Origin of the sequence: Mesorhizobium sp. M0991 (assembly GCF_040318915.1) — a bacterium.
Taxonomy (GTDB): Bacteria; Pseudomonadota; Alphaproteobacteria; order Rhizobiales; family Rhizobiaceae; genus Mesorhizobium.
Genome location: NZ_JAMYNE010000001.1, coordinates 621,098 through 640,471, shown reverse-complemented (window position 1 = coordinate 640,471; position 19,374 = coordinate 621,098). Strand labels below are relative to the sequence as shown.

22 protein-coding genes are annotated in these 19,374 nt (G+C 63.6%); 10 read left to right on the top strand and 12 right to left on the bottom strand.

Annotation, left to right across the window (positions count from 1 at the left end):
- Window positions 1-37: 37 nt before the first annotated feature.
- From NKH70_RS03200 to ccmA, 4 genes are all read right to left on the bottom strand, one after another.
- Window positions 38-610: a DsbE family thiol:disulfide interchange protein gene (locus tag NKH70_RS03200; RefSeq protein ID WP_352913010.1), complete on the bottom strand. Its 573-nt coding sequence runs from the start codon at window positions 608-610 to the stop codon at window positions 38-40.
- Window positions 607-774, bottom strand: coding sequence for a heme exporter protein CcmD (gene ccmD / locus NKH70_RS03195; protein ID WP_352913011.1), 168 nt, complete (start codon window positions 772-774; stop codon window positions 607-609). Before ccmD ends, NKH70_RS03200 begins: the two co-directional genes overlap by 4 nt.
- A 126-nt stretch (window positions 775-900) precedes the next feature.
- Window positions 901-1,566 carry a heme exporter protein CcmB gene (gene ccmB, locus NKH70_RS03190; RefSeq protein ID WP_352913012.1) on the bottom strand — a complete coding sequence of 222 codons (666 nt, stop codon included), beginning with the start codon at window positions 1,564-1,566 and terminating at the stop codon, window positions 901-903.
- A 70-nt stretch (window positions 1,567-1,636) separates the two neighbouring features.
- Window positions 1,637-2,245, bottom strand: coding sequence for a heme ABC exporter ATP-binding protein CcmA (gene ccmA, locus NKH70_RS03185; protein ID WP_352913013.1), 609 nt, complete (start codon window positions 2,243-2,245; stop codon window positions 1,637-1,639).
- Between the two features lie 282 nt (window positions 2,246-2,527).
- On the opposite strand from ccmA, the gene acnA reads away from it, so the two are divergent.
- Window positions 2,528-5,218 (top strand): aconitate hydratase AcnA, encoded by a 2,691-nt coding sequence (gene acnA / locus NKH70_RS03180; RefSeq protein ID WP_352913014.1) that lies wholly within the window; start codon window positions 2,528-2,530, stop codon window positions 5,216-5,218.
- A 74-nt stretch (window positions 5,219-5,292) separates the two neighbouring features.
- Here the strand turns inward: acnA and NKH70_RS03175 are convergent, their stop codons facing one another.
- Together NKH70_RS03175 and NKH70_RS03170 are read right to left on the bottom strand one after the other, a co-directional pair.
- The gene (locus tag NKH70_RS03175) at window positions 5,293-5,973 is read right to left on the bottom strand and encodes a ceramidase domain-containing protein (RefSeq protein ID WP_352977042.1); all 681 of its coding nucleotides are present in this window, start codon (window positions 5,971-5,973) and stop codon (window positions 5,293-5,295) included.
- A gap of 45 nt (window positions 5,974-6,018) precedes the next feature.
- On the bottom strand, window positions 6,019-6,150 hold the full coding sequence (locus tag NKH70_RS03170; RefSeq protein WP_352913016.1) for a hypothetical protein: 132 nt from the start codon (window positions 6,148-6,150) through the stop codon (window positions 6,019-6,021).
- Between NKH70_RS03170 and NKH70_RS03165 the strand changes: the two genes are divergently transcribed.
- Entirely contained in the window at window positions 6,149-6,898 is a 750-nt protein-coding gene (locus tag NKH70_RS03165) for a DUF1223 domain-containing protein (RefSeq protein WP_352913017.1), read from the top strand. The two genes, NKH70_RS03170 and NKH70_RS03165, sit on opposite strands and share 2 nt — an antisense overlap.
- 654 nt (window positions 6,899-7,552) lie before the next feature.
- Window positions 7,553-7,939: a DUF2794 domain-containing protein gene (locus tag NKH70_RS03160; RefSeq protein ID WP_031212724.1), complete on the top strand. Its 387-nt coding sequence runs from the start codon at window positions 7,553-7,555 to the stop codon at window positions 7,937-7,939.
- A gap of 4 nt (window positions 7,940-7,943) precedes the next feature.
- Here the strand turns inward: NKH70_RS03160 and NKH70_RS03155 are convergent, their stop codons facing one another.
- The 4 genes from NKH70_RS03155 to NKH70_RS03140 form a co-directional block, all read right to left on the bottom strand.
- Entirely contained in the window at window positions 7,944-8,513 is a 570-nt protein-coding gene (locus NKH70_RS03155) for a GNAT family N-acetyltransferase (protein WP_352913018.1), read from the bottom strand.
- 167 nt (window positions 8,514-8,680) lie between these two features.
- Window positions 8,681-9,460: a Bax inhibitor-1/YccA family protein gene (locus NKH70_RS03150; RefSeq protein ID WP_254817871.1), complete on the bottom strand. Its 780-nt coding sequence runs from the start codon at window positions 9,458-9,460 to the stop codon at window positions 8,681-8,683.
- Window positions 9,461-9,679: 219 nt separating this feature from the next.
- Window positions 9,680-12,229, bottom strand: coding sequence for an ABC transporter permease (locus NKH70_RS03145; RefSeq protein ID WP_353024804.1), 2,550 nt, complete (start codon window positions 12,227-12,229; stop codon window positions 9,680-9,682).
- Complete coding sequence (locus NKH70_RS03140; protein WP_352913020.1) at window positions 12,229-12,939, bottom strand: ABC transporter ATP-binding protein; 711 nt, start codon at window positions 12,937-12,939, stop codon at window positions 12,229-12,231. The genes NKH70_RS03145 and NKH70_RS03140 overlap by 1 nt, the downstream gene beginning before the upstream one ends.
- 107 nt (window positions 12,940-13,046) lie before the next feature.
- Between NKH70_RS03140 and NKH70_RS03135 the strand changes: the two genes are divergently transcribed.
- The 4 genes from NKH70_RS03135 to NKH70_RS03120 all read left to right on the top strand — a co-directional run bounded on the left by NKH70_RS03135 (window position 13,047) and on the right by NKH70_RS03120 (window position 15,182).
- The gene (locus NKH70_RS03135; RefSeq protein WP_292665168.1) at window positions 13,047-13,691 is read left to right on the top strand and encodes an arylesterase; all 645 of its coding nucleotides are present in this window, start codon (window positions 13,047-13,049) and stop codon (window positions 13,689-13,691) included.
- A gap of 136 nt (window positions 13,692-13,827) precedes the next feature.
- Entirely contained in the window at window positions 13,828-14,424 is a 597-nt protein-coding gene (thpR, locus tag NKH70_RS03130) for an RNA 2',3'-cyclic phosphodiesterase (protein WP_352466496.1), read from the top strand.
- 6 nt (window positions 14,425-14,430) lie between these two features.
- On the top strand, window positions 14,431-14,727 hold the full coding sequence (locus NKH70_RS03125; protein ID WP_353024803.1) for a 4a-hydroxytetrahydrobiopterin dehydratase: 297 nt from the start codon (window positions 14,431-14,433) through the stop codon (window positions 14,725-14,727).
- A gap of 92 nt (window positions 14,728-14,819) precedes the next feature.
- Complete coding sequence (locus NKH70_RS03120; RefSeq protein WP_352719380.1) at window positions 14,820-15,182, top strand: YkvA family protein; 363 nt, start codon at window positions 14,820-14,822, stop codon at window positions 15,180-15,182.
- 45 nt (window positions 15,183-15,227) lie between these two features.
- Here the strand turns inward: NKH70_RS03120 and NKH70_RS03115 are convergent, their stop codons facing one another.
- The gene (locus NKH70_RS03115; protein ID WP_352719381.1) at window positions 15,228-15,836 is read right to left on the bottom strand and encodes a methyltransferase family protein; all 609 of its coding nucleotides are present in this window, start codon (window positions 15,834-15,836) and stop codon (window positions 15,228-15,230) included.
- 361 nt (window positions 15,837-16,197) lie between these two features.
- On the opposite strand from NKH70_RS03115, the gene NKH70_RS03110 reads away from it, so the two are divergent.
- The 3 genes from NKH70_RS03110 to NKH70_RS03100 all read left to right on the top strand — a co-directional run bounded on the left by NKH70_RS03110 (window position 16,198) and on the right by NKH70_RS03100 (window position 18,605).
- The gene (locus tag NKH70_RS03110; protein ID WP_352977041.1) at window positions 16,198-16,704 is read left to right on the top strand and encodes an invasion associated locus B family protein; all 507 of its coding nucleotides are present in this window, start codon (window positions 16,198-16,200) and stop codon (window positions 16,702-16,704) included.
- A gap of 192 nt (window positions 16,705-16,896) precedes the next feature.
- Complete coding sequence (rlmN, locus tag NKH70_RS03105; protein WP_352913023.1) at window positions 16,897-18,129, top strand: dual-specificity RNA methyltransferase RlmN; 1,233 nt, start codon at window positions 16,897-16,899, stop codon at window positions 18,127-18,129.
- Window positions 18,126-18,605 (top strand): hypothetical protein, encoded by a 480-nt coding sequence (locus NKH70_RS03100; RefSeq protein WP_352913025.1) that lies wholly within the window; start codon window positions 18,126-18,128, stop codon window positions 18,603-18,605. The genes rlmN and NKH70_RS03100 overlap by 4 nt, the downstream gene beginning before the upstream one ends.
- Here the strand turns inward: NKH70_RS03100 and NKH70_RS03095 are convergent.
- Window positions 18,577-19,218, bottom strand: coding sequence for a LysE family translocator (locus NKH70_RS03095; RefSeq protein WP_352479689.1), 642 nt, complete (start codon window positions 19,216-19,218; stop codon window positions 18,577-18,579). The two genes, NKH70_RS03100 and NKH70_RS03095, sit on opposite strands and share 29 nt — an antisense overlap.
- Between the last annotated feature and the right edge of the window lie 156 nt (window positions 19,219-19,374).

Below are 19,374 nucleotides of genomic sequence, written 5' to 3'. Positions count from 1 at the left end.
AGGAAGCCGCCGTTTGCAGGCCGGCATCACCTGAATATCAACGCGCCGTCAGCGCCTTCTCGATTTCGGGCAACAGCAGCGTCTGCGCCGAGTCCGGCGTCAGCGGCCCGACATGCTTGTAGGCGATCTTGCCATCCTTGCCGATGACGAAGGTCTCCGGCACGCCGTAGACACCCCAGTCGATCGCCGCGCGCCCGACCTGGTCGACGCCGATCGCCTGGAACGGATTGCCGAGATCGCCAAGGAACCGACGGGCGTTTTCCGGCTGGTCCTTGTAGTTCAGCGCGGCCATGACGAAGCGTCTGTCCTGCGACAGCGCCAGCAGCACTGGATGCTCTTCGCGGCACGGCGCGCACCAGGACGCGAAGACGTTGACCAGCGTCACCTGGCCGACGAACTGTTTTGAATCGAGGCCCGGCAAATTGGTGCCCTCGAGCGCCGGCAGGTTGGTCTGCGGCGCCGGCAGGCCGATCAGCGCCGACGGCACTTCCGACACGTCGCGCCCGGACAAGAGCTGCGCCAGGAACAATCCCGCCAGCCCGAGAAAGACCAGCAGCGGCACCAGCACGATCAGGCGGCGGCGCGCCGGTGTTTCCGTTTCCGTGCTCATGATTTTGCTGCCTTATCGGAGCGCCTGCGCAAGCCGGACGCCTCCAGCTCGGCGAGCTCTCGCCTGCGGCCGCGCTGGTCGAGCAGGATCCAGCCGATCAGCCCGCCCAGCACCACGGCCGTGATCGCATAGGCGGCGGTGACATAAAGCGCGTGTACGCTCATGCTTTTCGCTCCGCGGCGCTTTCCAACCGGTCCGTCTCGCCTTGTTCCGACATGTCTTCTCTTAACGCCGCGCCATCGGCTCCGCAATTGTTCGCCGCGCCGCAGGCATGAGCCGAAGCCAACACATCAATCCGTTCCGTGCCGCAGCGCCAGCGCCGCCGCCACCGGCCCGAGCACGGCAAGGAACAGGGTCAGCGCGGCAAGAATGAGGAAGGGCTGCAGGAAGGGATCGGGGTCCGCCACCGCGCCATAGCTGGCCGATACGCCGAAGATCAGCACGGGAATGGTCAGCGGCAGCACCAGCACAGAGATCAGCAGCCCGCCACGCGGCAACGCCACTGCCACCGCTGCACCGGCAGCACCGATGAAGGTGATCGCCGGCGTGCCGACCAGAAGCGTCAGCGCCGTGGCGCCGATGCCGGCCGGCTCCATGTTCATGAACAGGCCGAGCAGCGGAGCGGCGATGACCAGCGGCAGCACGCTTCCCGTCCAATGCGCCAGGCATTTCGTCAGGACGGTCAAGGCCAGCATGTGCCGATCGTTGCCAAGCACCAGAAGATCGAGCGAGCCGTCCTCGCGGTCGGCCTGGAACAGCCGGTCGAGGCCGAGCAGGCAGGCCAGCAAGGCGGCAATCCACAGGATCGCCGGGCCGACGCGGGCCAGCAGCCTCAGGTCGGGACCGACGCCGAAAGGGATGGTCGCGATCACGGCGAGAAAGAAAATCACGCCGGTCAGCGCCCCGCCGCCGGCGCGGATACTCAGGCGGATGTCGCGCAGGAAGAGTGACCACATTATTGTTTGGTCCCGATGCATGCGTGAAGGCCAAGCAAAGGATGGAGTTCCATCGCGTAGAGCACCAACATCAAGCGGCCTCGCCCATCACCAGCCCTTGTGCCCCCGCGATCCCCAGCGGCAAATGCGTGGCCGCAACCACGATCCCCCCACCATTGAGGTGCTTCCCCATCAATTCGCCGAATCTCTCCTCCGAAACCTTGTCCAGCCCTGCCGTCGGCTCATCCAGCAGCCACAATGGCCGGTGGCTGACCAGCAGTTTTGCAATCGCCGCCCGCCGGCGCTGGCCGGTCGAGAGATAGCCGAACGGCAGATGGCCGATGCCGCCCAGCCCGACGGTCTCCAGCGCCTCTTCAACACCCTTGGAACCTGCGCCCGAAAAATCGCGCCAGAAGCACAGGTTCTCCTTAACGCTCAATGCCGTCTTCATCGCGTCGAGGTGGCCGAGATAGTGACAGGCCGAGGCGGCCGACGGAAAGTCTTCGCCACCACCTTCGAATCGCACACGGCCTGCCGCCACCGGCAACAGTCCGGCGATGATCCTGAGCAGCGTCGATTTGCCGGCGCCGTTGGGCCCGGTGACGACCAGCGCCTGGCCTTCCCCCAGCGCGAATTCGATGCCGGAAAATACCGTCTCGCCGCCGCGTTCGCCGCCCAGATTTTCGGCGATCAGCCGCATCCGTTCCCCTTCGCCGAAAGTTCAAGCGCGGCTTCGGTGCGCCGCAGCAAAAATGGCAATTCCGTGTCTAGAACTATTCCGGAAAATTCTCTATATCCGCATCATCCGTGCCAGCGGTCGGCACGGGAACCGAATTTGCGCCGAACCAGCGCGCGTGCCGCCTTGAACGGCCCGGACGCTTGGGAACGGACAGCGGAAATGGCCGTACCCGCACCTTTGCGCGTGATTTGCATGCCCACTGGCGTCCGTTTCCTCCCGGCAACCGACAGTTAGGGATCGCACGTGTCCAAATCACTCGACAGCTTCAATTGCCGCTGCACGCTGACCGCCGGCGGCACCGAGTACATCTACTATGATCTTGTCGAGGCCGAAAAGAACGGCCTCACCGGCATTGCCCAATTGCCTTATTCGATGAAGGTGCTGCTGGAGAACCTGCTGCGCAACGAGGACGGCCGTTCCGTTACCAAGGAGAGCATCCAGGCGGTCGCCGGCTGGCTGACCGACAGGGGCGCCGCCGGCGTCGAGATCGCCTATCGCCCGGCCCGCGTGCTGATGCAGGATTTCACCGGCGTTCCAGCCGTGGTCGACCTTGCCGCCATGCGCGACGCCATGGCCTCGCTCGGCGGCGACCCGCAAAAGATCAATCCGCTGGTGCCGGTCGATCTGGTCATCGACCACTCGGTCATCGTCGATGAGTTCGGCACGCCGATGGCTTTCGCCCGCAATGTCGAGCTTGAGTATGAGCGCAATGAGGAACGCTATAAATTCCTGAAATGGGGCCAGCAGGCCTTCCGCAATTTCCGCGTCGTGCCGCCCGGCACCGGCATCTGCCATCAGGTCAACCTTGAGTACCTCGGCCAGGTCGTGTGGACCAACAGCGAAGACGGCGAGACCACCGCCTATCCCGACACCTGCGTCGGCACCGATTCGCACACCACCATGATCAACGGCCTCGGCGTTCTCGGCTGGGGCGTCGGCGGCATCGAGGCGGAGGCCGCGATGCTTGGCCAGCCGGTCTCCATGCTGCTGCCTGAAGTCATCGGCTTCCGGCTCACCGGCAGGCTGAGGGAAGGCGTCACCGCTACCGACCTGGTGCTCACCGTCACCCAGATGCTGCGCAAGAAGGGCGTCGTCGGCAAGTTCGTCGAATTCTTCGGGCCGGGCCTGTCCAACATGACGCTGGCCGACCGCGCCACCATCGGCAACATGGCGCCCGAGTATGGCGCCACCTGCGGCTTCTTCCCGGTCGACAGCGAAACCATCCGCTATCTCACCATGTCCGGCCGTGACGAAAGCCGTATTGCCCTGGTCGAGGCCTACTCGAAGGCACAGGGCTTGTGGCGCGATGCCGGCTCGGCCGATCCGGTCTTCACCGACCTGCTCGAGCTTGATCTCGGCAGTGTCGTCCCGTCGATGGCCGGCCCGAAGCGGCCGGAAGGCCGGGTCGCACTTGAAGGCATTCCGGCCGGCTTCGCCAAGGCCATGGAGACCGAATACAAGAAGGCCGCCGAAATCGACAAGCGCTATGCCGTCGAAGGCACGGACTACGATCTTGGCCATGGCGATGTCGTCATCGCCGCCATCACCTCCTGCACCAACACCTCGAACCCGAGCGTGCTGATCGGCGCTGGGCTGTTGGCGCGTAACGCCAACCGGCTCGGCCTCAAGCAGAAGCCGTGGGTCAAGACCTCCTTGGCGCCGGGCAGCCAGGTCGTCGCCGAATATCTCGAGAAATCCGGCCTGCAGAAGGAGCTCGACCAGATCGGCTTCAACCTGGTCGGCTTCGGCTGCACCACCTGCATCGGCAATTCCGGCCCGCTGCCGGCGCCGATCTCAAAGACCATCAACGATAAGGGCTTGATTGCGGCGGCAGTCTTGTCTGGCAACCGCAATTTCGAAGGCCGCGTCTCGCCCGACGTGCAGGCGAACTATCTCGCCTCGCCGCCGCTGGTCGTCGCCCACGCGCTGGTCGGGACCGTGACCAAGGATTTGACCACGGAGCCGCTCGGCGAGGATCGCAACGGCAATCCAGTCTATCTCAAGGACATCTGGCCGAGTTCGGCCGAGATCCAGGAATTCATCGAGAAGAACGTCACGCGCGAATTGTTCGCCCGCAAATATGCCGACGTCTTCAAGGGCGACGAGTACTGGCAGAACGTCAAGGCGCCGGAAGGCCAGACCTATGCCTGGGACGACAATTCGACCTATGTGCAGAACCCGCCCTATTTCGCCGGCATGACGTCAGGCTTCGGCAAGATCGGCGATATCAAGGGCGCGCGTGTGCTCGGCCTGTTCGGCGACAAGATCACCACCGACCACATTTCGCCGGCCGGTTCGATCAAGGCGGCCTCGCCGGCCGGCAAGTACCTCACCGACCACGGCGTCGGCGTCGCCGATTTCAACCAGTACGGCACGCGCCGGGGCAACCATGAGGTGATGATGCGCGGCACCTTCGCCAATATCCGCATCCGCAACCATATGCTGGGCGAGAACGGCCGCGAGGGCGGCTACACCATCCATTACCCGTCGAAGGAAGAGGAATCGATCTACGACGCAGCCATGCACTACAAGAAGGAGGGCGTGCCGCTGGTCATCTTCGCCGGCGTCGAATATGGCAACGGCTCGTCGCGCGACTGGGCGGCCAAGGGCACCAATTTGCTGGGCGTCCGCGCGGTCATCGCCCAGTCCTTCGAGCGCATCCACCGTTCCAATTTGGTCGGCATGGGCGTCATCCCCTTCGTCTTCGAGGAAGGCACCTCATGGGCCTCGCTCAACCTCAAGGGCGACGAGCTGGTCGAGATCGACGGACTGAGCAACATCAAGCCGCGGCAGAAGATGATCGCCGGGATCACCTATGGCGACGGCAGCGTCAAAGAGGTTCCGATCATCTGCCGCATCGATACGCTGGACGAGCTCGACTACTTCAAGAATGGCGGCATCCTGCAATACGTGCTGCGCGATCTTGCGGCTTAAGGGAGTAGGGCAATAAGGGAGTAGGGCAGTAGGGAGCCAGGACAAGCCACCTACTGCCCTACTGCCCTACTGCCCTACTGCCCTACTTGCCCTGTTCTTGGCTTGCCAAACCGCGCTGTCGCCGCCAGCAGCACGCCGAGCATCAGCCCGTTGAATATGTGCCACAGGAAATGCGTGCCGAGCGGAAAGCCGCCGCAGACCAGCGGATCGATCATCCTGCAGATGACCGACACGACGAAGATCGCCGAACCCGCCAGATTGTACCAGCCGGCGCGATTGCCGCTGGCCGCCACCCAGGCGCCGAAGAAGGCGAGCGCCAGAAACGGCGGCAGATAGCCGGTCGTCCCGTTCGACGCTTGGCGCAGCCAGTCCGGCACGGCAAAGGTCACCAGCCCGGCAACGGCGTAAAAGGCGACGAAGATGGCGATCGCCTTGCCCCATTTCATGCCGAGAAAACGTCGCAGGTTGAACAGCGTGTAGGCCAGCGTGAACCCTGCAATGGGCAGCACGTCGGCCAGGATCATTGCCCTTGTGGCAAAGGTGTGGAACAGCGACGACCCAACGCCGATCGCCACCACCCACCAGGCCAGCACTTCGGCGAAGGTGCCGGTTCCGCGCGTGCGCACCTGCCAGACACCCCATAGCCCGGCGGCAAAAAAAGCCAGATTGCTCAGCGCATTGAGCGGTTCGGCCCAGAATTCCGGCCCCGTCCGTTCGCAATAAAGATCGACCGGCGCCAGGAGAGATTGCCACATGCTGATTGCCGCCCGAATCGCTTCCATGGTGAAGTGCAAGTCCACCTATTGCGCCCTTGCCAGCGGTTGCAACGGCAAAATTTCACCGCAACGTGACTTCCCGTTGACTGCCGCTTCTGCCACATATTTCGATAACCAGAACAAAGCCGGCGTCACCGGCGGGATCGGAACGGTCATGCCATCTCGAAGACCATTGCGGCTTGCGGCCCTTGCGCTGGCCCTCTCGGCGTTTGCCGGCAGGGCCCTTGCCGAGCCAACCGACAAGCCATTAGGCGTCATCGAGCTCTTCACCAGCCAGGGATGCAACTCCTGTCCGCCGGCCGACGAATTCTTCGCCGAGCTCGCCGCCAAGGAGGACATCGTCGCGCTCGCCTATCATGTCGATTATTGGGATTACCTCGGCTGGCAGGACACGCTGAGCCGCAAGGAAAATACCGAGCGGCAATATGAGTATATGCGCGCCTTCGGCAGTCGTTCCGTCTACACCCCGCAAGCCGTCATAAACGGCCGCAGCCATGTCAACGGCGCCAGCCGCAAGGAAGTCGACGGCGCGCTGGCCCGCATGGAGAGGGTCGGCGAAGGCATGCGCGTCGGCATCAAGGTCAGCCGGACCAGCGATCGCGTCATGATCGATGCCGGCGACGCCGTGACCGGCCCCACCGACGCGCATGTCGTCATCGTCTATTTCAATCCGCCGCAGACGATAAAGATCGGCAAGGGCGAAAACAGCGGCCGCAGCATGACCTACTGGAACGCCGTCTCCAGCATCCAGACCGCCGGCATGTGGCACGGCAAGGCGCAGCGCTACGAACTGCCAATGAGCGAGATCGCCAAGAAGGGCGGCTGCGCCGTGCTGCTGCAGTCGGTCGGCAAGGACGGCATGCCCGGTCCGATCCTGGGTGCAGCCTTTATCCGCAAGCCTTGAACTGAAACGTCGCGCTGCCCCTCATCCGCCTGCCGCCATCTTCTCCCCGTATAGTGACGGGGAGAACGGAACTGGCCGCGGCATCGGCGTTCTTCGTGCAACGCTGGTGATTGGCAAAACCGTGGCCGACTGCGTCTTTCTCCCCGTCGCTGTACGGGGAGAAACGCCCGGCAGGGCAATGAGGGGCTGCGCAGACCGACGATCATAACGCAATTAGGGGCCCTCGCATGGCCGTCTTAACGTGCCCCGCTTTCGGAGGCGATCCCAGCGGCCGGCCAATAAAAAACCGGCGTCAGCTTGCTTCTGACGCCGGTCATTTAGGTTTTGGGATCGTCGCACCCGATCTGTCCAAGGAAAAACCGAGGTTGGTTCGATCCGACGCAGACCCGTGGGCGGGGGGCTTGGGGTTTACGAGCCGGTGCCGGACCGAACCGTCTCAGGCAACGCCGATAAATTCGTCGGACATTGGGGCATGAGCACGGATAAAAAATGGCAGGATTGTGGCAAAGCATCACCAATTCCAACAGGCGTTTCGCAAACGTGACTGGACGCTGGAGAAACCGCGCGGTGCTGGCCTTGCCCGGCCGGGCCTTGCAATTCCGCAGCGAAAGCGCCAACTTTGGTCGGCGTACGATTCATTGCGAGGATCCAGGCATGACTGATCGCAGCAGCGGGACGGAGGATGGGGACGCATCCGCAATATTGATCCCGCTGCATGAGGCAAGACGCGAACGCCTCGACCAGCCGGTGCGGTTCGACCGGCGCGAACTGGACCAGATCCTCAGGCTCTACGGCCGTATGGTTGCCGCCAACGAGTGGCGCGACTATGCCATCGACCATCTCGCCGACCGCGCTGTTTTTTCTGTCTTCCGCCGCACCAGCGAAGTGCCGCTTTTCCAGATCGTCAAGGATCCGAAGCTGGCGCGCCGGCAAGGCGCGTTCGCCGTCATCGCCGCCGGCGGGCGCATCCTCAAGCGCGGCCAGGAGCTCGGCCGGGTACTTGGCGTGTTCGACCGAACGCTGAAGCTGGTCGAGGCGTAACCTCTTATTTTTGTTCGCGGAACTTCCGCTCGGGCAGCGATTGCGGATCGGGCGGGATGGACGCCCCGCCATTGATCGGCAACTGCATGAACACCGTATCCAGCCAGCGTCCGTGCTTATACCCTGAGCCTTCCAGGCGGCCGGAATGACGAAAGCCGAGCTTCTCGTGCAACCGTACCGAGGCGCTGTCGGGCCGGCCGTCGCCGATCACCGCGATGATCTGGCGAAAACCCGCCGCCTTGGCCGCCTCGATCAGCCCTTGCATCAAGAGCAGCCCGACGCCTTGCCCTTTGGCCTCGAGCGCGACATAGACGGAATCCTCAACGACGAAGCGGTACGCCGGGCGCGGCCGGAACGCCCCGGCATAGGCATAGCCGAGCACGCCGCCGGCCTTTTCCGCAACGAGATAGGGAAAGCCGCCCGCCATCAGGCTGTCGAAGCGCGCGCCCATCTCGGTCCGGCTTGGTGGCTCGAGTTCATAGCTCGCCGTGCCACTCGTCACCGCGTCGGCATAGATTTCCGTGATCCGGTCGAGATCGGCCGACGTTGCGGCCCGTAACGTGATGCTGCTCATAATTTATGCAAGTCGTTCATCTGCCCTATATCTCAGCAAAAGCCGGCACAAAAGAAAAGGGCGGCCATTGGGCCGCCCTTTCCAAACTCGCTGGTCCAGTCAGACCATGATCCCGAAAAGTGGAAACCGGTTTTCGGAAAAGATCATGGTCGACAAGGAACGCCGTACTAGCGACGGTCGCCCATGAACTGCAGCAGGAACATGAACAGGTTGATGAAGTCGAGATAGAGCCTCAATGCGCCCATGATCGCCTTGCGGCCGGCGACATCAGTCTCGTCGCCCTCGAAATACATCTCCTTGATGTTCTGCGTGTCGTAGGCGGTGAGGCCTGCGAAGATCAGCACGCCGATCGCCGAAACGGCGAAGGAAAGCGCCGACGACTGCAGGAAGATGTTGATCACCATCGCGATGATCAGGCCGACCAGGCCCATGACCAGGAACGAACCGAACGCCGAGAGATCGCGCTTGGTCGTGTAGCCGTAGAGCGACAGCCCGCCAAAGGCGGCGGCGGTGGCGAAGAAGGTCTGCGAGATACTGGCGGTGGTGTAGACCAGGAAGATCGACGAGAGAGATAGGCCGACGAGGCCGGCATAGACCCAGAACGTCGTCTGCGCGGCCGAAACGCTCATCGACTGGACGCGGAACGACAGGAACATCACCGCTGCCAGAGGGGCAAAGATCACCAGCCATTTCAGCGGCGAACCAAAGATTGCGTAGCCGAACGAGGTCAGCATCTCGCCGCTTGGCAACGTCGCGACCGCCGAGGCGGGATCGCTGGTGGTGGCCAGCATGATTGTGCCGACCGCGGCAAGGCCGGTGATGAGGAGGCCAAGCCCCATCAGATTGTAGACTTTGATCATGTAGGCGCGCAGGCCCTGGTCGATGGCAGCATCGACGCCGGCGCCGGGCACGGCGCGCGTCTGATAATTGCGAACGGGATCAGCCATGGAAATCCTCATATTGCTTCTGCCCCGTCCGGTGTCAGGTCCATTTGAACCCAGGCGCCGCTGGCGGGGCTCCAGCATGCCTGCGCCGAAATATGATGGTTCTTGGCGTAAAGGACAAGACCGTAACCGGACGTAATGCTCCGTGAAGTGCCGGAGATCCGGTTTTATTGGCCTTCCCGGCCGAAACATTAACGAGATTTAATCAAAACCGGCTCTGGCTCAAAGATTCCGCAGCACCGGCGCCGCCTTGTGGCCCAGCACCCGCCACGTCCCGGCAAGGCCGATGCCGACCGTGACCACCAGCGAAAAGCCGATGGTCGCCACCGCCACCTCGGGCATGAAGTGCGATGGCAGCGTCATGATGCGCGCGACGACGAACCACGCCGCCACACCGCCCGCCGCCAGCGCGAAGATCGCAGTGGCAAGGCCGATCAGCATGTATTCCAGCGAAAAAGCGGCGATCAGCGTTTTCCTGGTCGCACCCAGCGTCTTCAGCACCACCGCGTCGTGGATGCGGGCCCGGTTGCCGGCGGCGAGCGCCCCGGCCAGCACCAGCACCGAGGCGATCAGCGCCACGCCGGCCGCTGCCCTGATTGCCGTGCCGAGCTGCGCCACCAGCCGATTGACGATTTCGAGCGCGTCCTTGACCCTGACCGTCGTCACCGCTGGAAAAGCCCGGGTGACGGCGTTGAGAAGACGCGCATCGTCGGCCGCCGACGCATTCGTCTCGGTCAGCGTCGCCAACCAGCCATGCGGCGCCCCGGCGAATGTGTTGGGCGAGAACACCATGACGAAATTGATGCCCATGGTTTCCCATTCGACCTGGCGGAAATTGGCGATCTTCGCCGTGATGTTGCGGCCGAGCACGTTGACGGTGATGGTGTCGCCGAGCTTCAGCCCGATCTCTTTGCCTTCCTCGGCGGAAAACGAGACCAGCGGCTGGCCGGCATAGTTCTCCGGCCACCAGCTGCCCTCGGTCAGCGTCGCATTCTCCGGCAGCTTTGCGTCATAGGTCAGGCCGCGATCGCCGCGCAGTACCCAGGCGCCTTCGGCCGGAACCTTGACCTTGTCGACAGCGACGCCGTTGAGCGCCATCACCCGGCCGCGCAGCATCGGGACCCTGATCAGCCTGCCCTGCGGCGCCTCTTTGCCGACCAGCGCGGAGAAAGCATCGACGTCGCCGCTCTGGATATCGACGAAGAAGAAGTTCGGCGCCCGTTCGGGCAGGCTGCCCGAGATCTGCCGCCTGAGATTGCCGTCGATCAGCGCCAAGGTGACCAGGAGCGTCAGCCCGAGGCCAAGCGACAGCACCACGGACGGCGTCAAGGCGCCAGGCCGATGGATGTTGCCGATGGCGAGCCTGAGCGCGGTCGAGCGCACGCGCGGGCTTTTCTTCGCCGCCCACTGCACCAGCGTGCCGACGACACGCAGCACCAGGAACGAAAAGACCGTGGCGCCGACGAAGATCGAGGCAATACGGCGGTCGCCGGAAAACAGGATCGCCAGTACCGCCAGGAGCAGCGCGATACCCAATGCCGCGGCGATATAGAGCGGGCGGGGAAAACCCCGGCCCTCGAAACCCATTTCGCGAAACAGCGCCGTTGCCGGCACGTCGCGGGCGCGGCCGAGCGGCAGCAAGGCGAAAGCCAGCGTCACCAGCAGCCCGAACAGCGCTGCCATGCCGAGCGCGCCGGGATAGAACCCACCTTCCGCCGGCACCGGAATGACCGACTGCAGCGCGGCACTTGCAACAAACGGCATCAATGCGCCGAGCACCAGGCCCAGCGTGATGCCGAGGGCGGCGATCATCAGGATCTGCACCAGATAGACGGCAAAGACGAACCCTCCCGAAGCCCCCAGGCTCTTGAAGGTGGCGATGACGCCGCGCTTGCCGTCGAGATAGGCACGCACGGCATTGGCCACGCCGACGCCCCCGACCACCAGCGCCGTCAGCCCGACCAGCGTCAGGAATTGCGAAAACCGCTCGATGTTCGAGGACAGCGCCGGCGCTGCGTTGCTGCGCGTGCGGATCGACCAGCCGGCCTGCGGGAACTCTTTTGCCGCCTGCTCCTGGATCGCCTTGATCTGTGTCTCAGTAGTGCCGCCGGGCAGGCGGACCTTATAGGCATTCTCGACCAGGCTGCCCGGCTGGATCAGGCCGGAAGCGGCAAGCCCGTCGGTCGACACCATCAGCCGCGGCGCAAAGCCGAAGCCATCCGACACCGCATCCGGCTCGTTGACCAGCCTGGCGCGCAGCTCGAAGGTCGCGCTGCCGAGCTTCAGCCGGTCACCGATGCCAAGGTTCAGCCGCTCGAACAAAAGGTCCGGCGCCGCGGCGCCGAAGACTCCGGATTTGTGGTCGAACAGATCCTCTCGCGACAGCACCGGCTCGGTCTCCAGCGCGCCATAGAGCGGATAGGCGCCGTCGACCGCCTTGGCCTCGACCAGCGCTTGGTCGGAGCCGTCCTCGAGCCTCGCCATCGAGCGCATGTTGGCACTGTGCGAAACCGTGCCAAGCCGGTCGAGGAAGCTGCGTTCGGCTCTGGTCGGATCGCGCTGGTTGAGCTGGAAGCGGAGATCGCCGCCGAGCAGCGTCTGGCCCTGGTCGGCAACACCGGCGGAAATCGCTTGCGCCACCGAATTGACGCCGCCGATTGCCGCGACGCCGAGCGCGATGCAGGCAAGGAAGATCAGGAAGCCGGACAGCCCGCCACGCATTTCTCGCAGAGAAAACCGAAAGGCGAGCCTCAGCGTTTGCGACAGCGGCATCAGGCGGTCACCTTGCCGGCCCTGGTGGCCGGCTCAGGCGCGTCCTCGATCAGCCCCGACCGCATCGACACCTGGCGCGAGCAGCGCGCCGCGAGCACCGGGTCATGCGTGACCAGCACCAGCGTCATGCCGCGTTCGGCCGCCTTGGCAAACAGCAGGTCGGCGACGTGCCGCCCCGTCGCCTGGTCGAGATTGCCGGTCGGCTCGTCGGCGATCAGGATGCGCGGCGACGGCGCCAGCGCCCGGGCGATCGCCACGCGCTGCTGCTCGCCGCCAGACAATTCGCCGGGGTAATGGGTGACGCGATCCCTGAGACCGACCGCCGCCAGCTCGCGCGCCGCCACGCCGAACGGATCGACATGACCGGCAAGCTCCAGCGGGACGGCGACGTTTTCCAGCGCCGTCATATTGGGGATGAGATGGAAAGACTGGAACACGATACCGATGTTTCGTCCCCGAAACGATGCGATCTGATCTTCGCTTTTGCCGTTGAGCAGCTCGCCGGCAATTCGTACCGCTCCCGAATCGACCCTTTCAAGCCCGGCCAAGACCATCAGCAATGTCGACTTTCCCGAACCTGAAGGTCCAACGATGCCGGTTGCCTCGCCGGCCGCGACATCAAGGCTGACGCCCTTCAGCACATGGACCGAGGATGCACCTTCGCCGAGTGTCAGCGATACGTCTTTCAGCGAAATGACGGCTTCTTCCAAAATCAAATCGTCCTATATGGGGGAATGAGGGCAGAGCATCAGATGCTCGACAAAGATGAAAACCTGCCTTCGCAAACCGATGTTCCTCGTCATATGGGGCCTGCCGCATGGCTTTCAAACACACCTTTGCCGCGGCCTTCGCCCTTTTCCTCACAATCTGCGGCGCCATTCCGTCGGCACGCGCCGAGCCCTTCACCATTGTCGGTTTCGGCGACAGCTTGATGGCAGGCTTTGGGCTCGGGCCAGGGGAAGGCTTTACCGAAAAGCTGCAGGCGGCGCTGCGCGCCAAGGGCTACGATGTCACGGTCACCAATGCCGGCGTCTCCGGCGATACGACGAGCGGCGGCCTGTCGCGGCTCGACTGGTCGGTGCCGGACGGCACGCAACTGGTCATCCTGGAGCTCGGCGCCAACGACATGCTGCGCGGCGTTTCGCCCGCCATAGCGGAAAAGAACCTGGACGCCATGCTGGCAAAGCTGAAGCAGCGCAAGATCGCTGTGTTGCTGGCCGGGATGCGCGCGGCGCCCAATCTCGGCGCCGATTACCAGACCGCCTTCGACGCGACCTTTCCGAGACTGGCTGAAAAATACGGCGTGCCGCTCTATCCTTTCTTTCTCGAGGGCATCGCCGGCCAATCCGTCCTGCAGCTCGAAGACGGTCTTCATCCAAACGCCCGAGGCGTCGACCGCATCGTCGAAGGTATCCTGCCCAGCGTGGAGAAGACCATTGAAGCGGTCCGGGGCAATTCCTGAAGGGGAGGGTTCGCCGCCGCAACACCTTCCGCAGGGGAAGCTTTTAGGCAGGCCTGCGACCAACAAACCCCTTGCCCCGTTTGAATATCGATGATTCGCTAGGGCAAGAGTTCGATTCGAGGACAGGAGGCTTCCCATGCCGCGTCTTTTTACCGCCCTCGAAATACCGCGTGATGCCGCTCTTTCGTTGTCCCTGCTCAGGGGCGGCCTGCCTGGAGCCCGCTGGATCGACGTCGAAAACTATCATCTGACGCTGCGCTTCATCGGCGATGTCGAGGGCCATGTCGCCGACGAGATCGCCAACGCGCTCGACCGCGTTCACCGCCCGTCCTTCCCGCTGACGCTGTCCGGCGTTGGCGCCTTCGGCCAGAAAAAGCCGCATGCGGTGTGGGCCGGGGTCGCCGCTTCGCCCGATCTTTCCGCATTGCAGGCCGAGATCGAGCGCATCTGCCAGCGGCTCGGCATCCCGGCCGACCCGCGCAAGTTCATGCCGCATGTGACGCTGGCCCGCCTGCGCAATTCGAGCCCGCTCGACGTCGCCCAGTATCTGTCGGCGCGCGGCAATTTTTCGACGCTGCCGTTCCGGGTCGGCCGCTTCGTGCTGATGTCGTCGCGCGACTCGGTCGGCGGCGGGCCTTACGTCGTCGAGGAAGCTTGGCCGCTTTCGGGTGCCGACAGCCGGGCCGCCAGCCGTTTGGTCGGTGCCGCCGACGCTTCGCGGATCATGCGGTAGACGGACATGGCCAGGGAGAAACTTGCAAAGGAAGCGATTAGCGCCGAACTTGCCGGCCTCGACGGCTGGTCGCTGGCCAAGGATGGTGGCTCGATCTCGCGCACCTTCACCTTCAAGAATTTCTCCGAAGCCTTTGCCTTCATGACCCGCGTCGCCCTGGCGGCGGAGAAGATGGACCACCATCCCGACTGGTCGAACGTCTACAAGACGGTAAACGTGACCCTCAACACGCACGACGCCGGCGGCCTGACGGCGCTGGATTTCGATCTGGCCAGGAAGATGAACCGCTATTTCGGCGGCTGAGCCTATCTGCACCTTGCAGCGAGGTTCAGCTTTCACCACATTTTGCCTCGCGGTCACGCGTGAAGTCACGCGACGGCGGCAAGGAGAGATTGATGGCGCAAAAATCCGGTTTTGATTTCTTCGGCCTCGGCAGCAAGCCGGGCAATGAGAGCGAAGTGCGCGAAAAGTTCTGGCGTACGGCGAAGAGGGCCGCCCGGCAGATCCCGTTCATGGAAGAGGTGGTCGCCGCCTATTACTGCGCCATGGACAAGAAGACGCCGCTGCGCGCCAAGGGCACCTTGCTGGCTGCGCTCGGCTATTTCGTGCTGCCGACGGACGTCATCCCCGATTTCATCCTTGGGCTAGGCTTCACCGACGACATCGCCGTGCTGACCGCCGCGATTACTGCCGTCAGCGCCCACATCACGCCGGCGCACCGGCTCGCCGCCAAGCAGGCCATCGCCGACAAGAGCTGAGCCGGTGCGACGCAAAAAATCGCGCGAGATCCGACTTTCCGGCCGTCAAACCCACCGCCGCACCCGCGCCTTGTAGGCGCGATAGACATCTCCGAACTTCCGCTCGAGGTAGCGCTCTTCCGGCTCGATGACGCCGGTATTGATCACCCACAGCAGGGGGATGACGAGCGCGATAGCCCAAAGACTTCCGGCCGCGACGCCGAGGCCCAGATAGATGAGGGTCGCTCCCAGATAGAACGGGTTCCTGGTCCGCCGATAGACCCCGTCGACGACCAGCGCGGTCGTTGGCAAGGTCGGTGGTATGTTGGTTCCAGCGGCCTGAAAGCGGCCCGCCGCCATAAAGATGAGCACAAAGCCGCACACCGCGAGCACAGCGCCGGCCAGATAGCGGGCGAGGGCCTGCCCGGCCATGACCGGGAGCGGCGCGAGCACCTCGAGCACGGTTGCCGCCGCCAGGAAGCCGAGGAAGATCAAAGGCGGCAGCGCAATGACCCCGGGCACGTCAGGCGCGCCCGATCCGCCTGCCATCTCTCCGCCATCCGACCGTGGCACCGCGCCGCTGGCCGCCGCGCGGACGGCGACACGAATGCCGAACACGATCGCCAGGACGACTGTGCCGCCCGCCAGGATCAGAACTGTCTCGGAAATGGCCATGACCAAATCTCCCGTAAGCCGCCAAGGAGGGCACCCTGGCCGAGTGCCGTGGCGGCGAACGCAGACATGGTACCGCCTGCAGGGAAATTCGTCACGCACCTCAAAAAAGCGAGAATCGCCGCAAGACCTAGCTGCTTGAAAAGTCAAACTCTTGCCGTTTTCGTGGCCTCCAAGTCGCGGCAGGGACATTGCGCCAGCCGCTTTTTCGAGCGGCAGCGCGAAGACGGCGGCGGTTTCCTGGCGTGAACATCCTTTTCTCAGGGGAAATTCACCGTTTGGTAACCCAGATTAAATCAAAATGAAGCGACGGGCAGGACGCCGGGCCGGCCTGCCGCCGCACCAGTGGAATACGGGAAAAGCGATGCGCGGATTGATTGCTATAGTTTCCAGCCTGGCCCTGGCGGCCTTGACGGTGCCCGCGCTGGCGCAGTCGGCAACCAAGATCGGCCAGCACAATGCCTGGGGCACCTACAGTTATCAGGCGTCGGGCGGCGGCAAGGTCTGCTATGTCCTGACGGTGCCAACCGACAAGCAGCCGCCGACGCTCGATCACGGCGATATGTTCTTCTTCGTCAGCCAGCGGCCGGGGCAGCAAGTGTCCTACGAGCCGCAATTCATCGCCGGCTATACCTTCCAGGAGGGTTCCAAGGCCACCGTCACCATCGACAAGAAGTCTTTCTCGATGTTCACGCGCGGCAAGTCGGCCTGGGTCGAGAACGCCGCCGAGGAGCCGGTGCTGATCGCCGCAATGAAGACCGGCACCGACATGAAGGTGTCGGCCAAGTCCGGCCGCGGCAACACCACCACCTACGTCTTCTCGCTGAAGGGCATCTCGGCGGCGCTGGCCTCGATCGCCAAGTGCAAGTAGAGTCCTCGTCCGGGATGTTCACTACCTAACACAGCAGCGTAAAGGACCCAGCGTTCGTGCGGTCTTTCCTTTTCCCTTGCGGGAGAAGGGAGAACCCCCAGCATGACTCCGCCATCAAGCTGTGCTATGCGCCGCGCTTCATTTCGGGCACGATGCTGTATTCGGCCGCAAATCGCTTATATTGGCGCAACAATGACCCTTTCATTCGATCTTACCGCCGGAGGCGCGCGTGACGCGTTGCGCTCCCGCACGCCGCCTGAAAAGCCGTCGCTGATCGGCTTGACGCGCGCCGAACTCGGGGCCGCCCTTGTCGCTGCCGGCATCGTGCCGGAGCGCCAGGCGAAGATGCGGGCCCAACAGCTCTGGCATTGGATCTATGTGCGCGGCGTTTCCGATTTTGCCGGCATGTTCAACATCTCCAAGGATCTGCGCGCCGCACTCGACAAGCATTTCACCGTCGCCAGGCCCGAGATTGTCGAGGAGCAGATTTCCTCCGACGGCACGCGCAAATGGCTGTTCCGCTTTCCGCCGCGCGGCGCCGGCCGGCCGGTCGAGATCGAGACCGTCTACATTCCCGAAGAAGGCCGCGGCACGCTCTGCATCTCCTCGCAGGTCGGCTGCACCCTGACCTGTTCCTTCTGCCACACCGGCACGCAGAAGCTGGTGCGCAACCTGACCGCCGAGGAAATCCTCGCCCAGCTTTTGACCGCCCGCGATCGGCTCGGCGACTTTCCCGACCGCGACACGCCCGACGGCGCCATCGTCCCGGCCGAGGGCAGGAAAGTGTCCAACGTCGTCATGATGGGCATGGGCGAGCCGCTCTATAATTTCGAGGCGGTAAAGAAGGCGCTGCTTATCGCATCCGACGGCGACGGGCTTTCCCTGTCGAAGAGGCGCATCACGCTCTCGACGTCGGGCGTCGTGCCCGAGATCTTCCGCACCGGTGAGGAGATCGGCGTCATGCTGGCGATCTCGCTGCACGCCACCAACGACGATCTGCGCGACCTTTTGGTGCCGATCAACAAGAAATATCCGCTGAGCGAGCTGATCGCTGCCTGCCGTGCCTATCCCGGCCTGTCCAACGCCAAGCGGATCACCTTCGAATATGTGATGCTGAAGGACGTCAACGATTCCATCGAAGACGCCAAGGCGCTGGTCAAGCTGCTCAAGGGCATTCCGGCCAAGATCAATCTGATCCCGTTCAATCCGTGGCCGGGCACCAACTACCAGTGCTCGGACTGGGAGACGATCGAGAAATTCGCCGACTACATCAACAATGCCGGCTATGCCTCGCCGATCCGCACGCCGCGCGGCCGCGACATCCTCGCCGCCTGCGGCCAGCTCAAGTCGGACTCCGAGCGCATGCGCAAAGTCGACCGGCTGGCGCTGGAAGCGATGATGATCGCGGGGCACGGCGAGGCGTGAATCGCCTCGTCGCCTATCTGATCCGCTTCGCCGTCATCCTTGTCGGCTATGGTGTTGCTTCGCTGGCGGCAAGCGCCTTCCTTAACATCATGTTCCTGGCGTCTCTTGGGCTGATGACGGACGAGACGCAACCGGCGGCGCAGGCCTCCCTGTGGTTTTCCGTCCCTTTCGTCGCGCTGTTCGTCGCCTATTTCGCTTTCATGCCGGCGGCGATCGCCATCCTGGTTTCCGAAATCCTCGGCCGGCGCGACTGGCTGTTCTATGCACTGGCGGGCGCGGCGGTGGCGGCGGTCTTCCTCGGCTTCGTCCACCAGACGGCCGATGCCAATTTCGAGGTTACCAACACCAGCGTCATGCTGGCGGTGATCGGCTGCGGCATGGTCGGCGGTATTTTCTACTGGCTGAGCGCCGGGCGCTCGGCCGGAAGCTGGCGTCAGATCGGACGCCCTATTTCGCCTGGGCCGTCAGGATCTTGAGCGCGAAGGCCGAAAAAACTCCGGCAAAGAGATAGTCGACGACGCGCGTCACGCGCGGGCTGGATTTCATCGCGGCCGAGAACTTTTCCGCCGCCAGCACCATCGGCGCCGTCACCGGGATCGCCAGCACGACGAACATCGCGCCGAGGAAGAACAGTTTTCCCGGCGCGTTGGGATCATGCGCGGAGACGAATTGCGGCAGGAAGGTCATGAAGAACAGGATGATCTTCGGGTTGAGCAGATTGACCCCGAGCCCCGCCGCCCAGCTGCGGAACAGCGAGATCTGCGGCCCGCTCTTCTTCTCCGGTGAAAACGCCGAACCTTTTGTGATCGCCTGCCATGCCAGGAAGACCAGATAGCCGGCGCCGAAAATCTTCAGCACGAAGAACGCCATCGGCGAAGCGACGATCAGCGCCGAGACGCCGACCACCACTAGCGTGGTGTGGATCAGCGTGCCGCACAAGGCGCCGGCCATCGAGGCAAAGCCGGTGGCGCGGCCCTGACTCAGCGTGCGCGACACGAACAGCGTCATATCAGGCCCAGGCGTGATCGCCAGGATGAAGGTGGCGATGGAGAACTGGATAAGCGTCGTACTGTCGGGGATGAAGGACATGGCTCGTCTCGTAGCGGCAAAAAGACGGCGCAGCCATACCGCAAGAGCCGTATTCTCGCCAGCCTCTGGGAGATGCAGCATCTGGTCCAGGCATCGTTCGTCCCTTGCGCTGGCCTAAAACGCCGTGATACCTCGCCCGCGAAGAACCCCTGTCGC

Excerpts from the sequence above, each read along its gene's own strand:
- ccmA (WP_352913013.1), bottom strand. The coding sequence starts at position 2,245 with ATGCGGCTGATCGCCGAAAATCTGGGCGGCGAACGCGGCGGCGAGACG.
- NKH70_RS03170 (WP_352913016.1), bottom strand. The coding sequence starts at position 6,150 with ATGACCGTTCCGATCCCGCCGGTGACGCCGGCTTTGTTCTGGTTATCG.
- NKH70_RS03125 (WP_353024803.1), top strand. The coding sequence starts at position 14,431 with ATGGCCAGGGAGAAACTTGCAAAGGAAGCGATTAGCGCCGAACTTGCC.
- NKH70_RS03120 (WP_352719380.1), top strand. The coding sequence starts at position 14,820 with ATGGCGCAAAAATCCGGTTTTGATTTCTTCGGCCTCGGCAGCAAGCCG.
- NKH70_RS03095 (WP_352479689.1), bottom strand. The coding sequence starts at position 19,218 with ATGTCCTTCATCCCCGACAGTACGACGCTTATCCAGTTCTCCATCGCC.
- rlmN (WP_352913023.1), top strand. The coding sequence starts at position 16,897 with ATGACCCTTTCATTCGATCTTACCGCCGGAGGCGCGCGTGACGCGTTG.
- NKH70_RS03165 (WP_352913017.1), top strand. The coding sequence starts at position 6,149 with ATGCCATCTCGAAGACCATTGCGGCTTGCGGCCCTTGCGCTGGCCCTC.
- NKH70_RS03115 (WP_352719381.1), bottom strand. The coding sequence starts at position 15,836 with ATGGCCATTTCCGAGACAGTTCTGATCCTGGCGGGCGGCACAGTCGTC.
- NKH70_RS03155 (WP_352913018.1), bottom strand. The coding sequence starts at position 8,513 with ATGAGCAGCATCACGTTACGGGCCGCAACGTCGGCCGATCTCGACCGG.
- NKH70_RS03135 (WP_292665168.1), top strand. The coding sequence starts at position 13,047 with ATGGCTTTCAAACACACCTTTGCCGCGGCCTTCGCCCTTTTCCTCACA.
- NKH70_RS03200 (WP_352913010.1), bottom strand. The coding sequence starts at position 610 with ATGAGCACGGAAACGGAAACACCGGCGCGCCGCCGCCTGATCGTGCTG.
- thpR (WP_352466496.1), top strand. The coding sequence starts at position 13,828 with ATGCCGCGTCTTTTTACCGCCCTCGAAATACCGCGTGATGCCGCTCTT.
- NKH70_RS03110 (WP_352977041.1), top strand. The coding sequence starts at position 16,198 with ATGCGCGGATTGATTGCTATAGTTTCCAGCCTGGCCCTGGCGGCCTTG.
- NKH70_RS03175 (WP_352977042.1), bottom strand. The coding sequence starts at position 5,973 with ATGTGGCAATCTCTCCTGGCGCCGGTCGATCTTTATTGCGAACGGACG.
- NKH70_RS03145 (WP_353024804.1), bottom strand. The coding sequence starts at position 12,229 with ATGCCGCTGTCGCAAACGCTGAGGCTCGCCTTTCGGTTTTCTCTGCGA.
- ccmD (WP_352913011.1), bottom strand. The coding sequence starts at position 774 with ATGAGCGTACACGCGCTTTATGTCACCGCCGCCTATGCGATCACGGCC.
- NKH70_RS03160 (WP_031212724.1), top strand. The coding sequence starts at position 7,553 with ATGACTGATCGCAGCAGCGGGACGGAGGATGGGGACGCATCCGCAATA.
- NKH70_RS03150 (WP_254817871.1), bottom strand. The coding sequence starts at position 9,460 with ATGGCTGATCCCGTTCGCAATTATCAGACGCGCGCCGTGCCCGGCGCC.
- ccmB (WP_352913012.1), bottom strand. The coding sequence starts at position 1,566 with ATGTGGTCACTCTTCCTGCGCGACATCCGCCTGAGTATCCGCGCCGGC.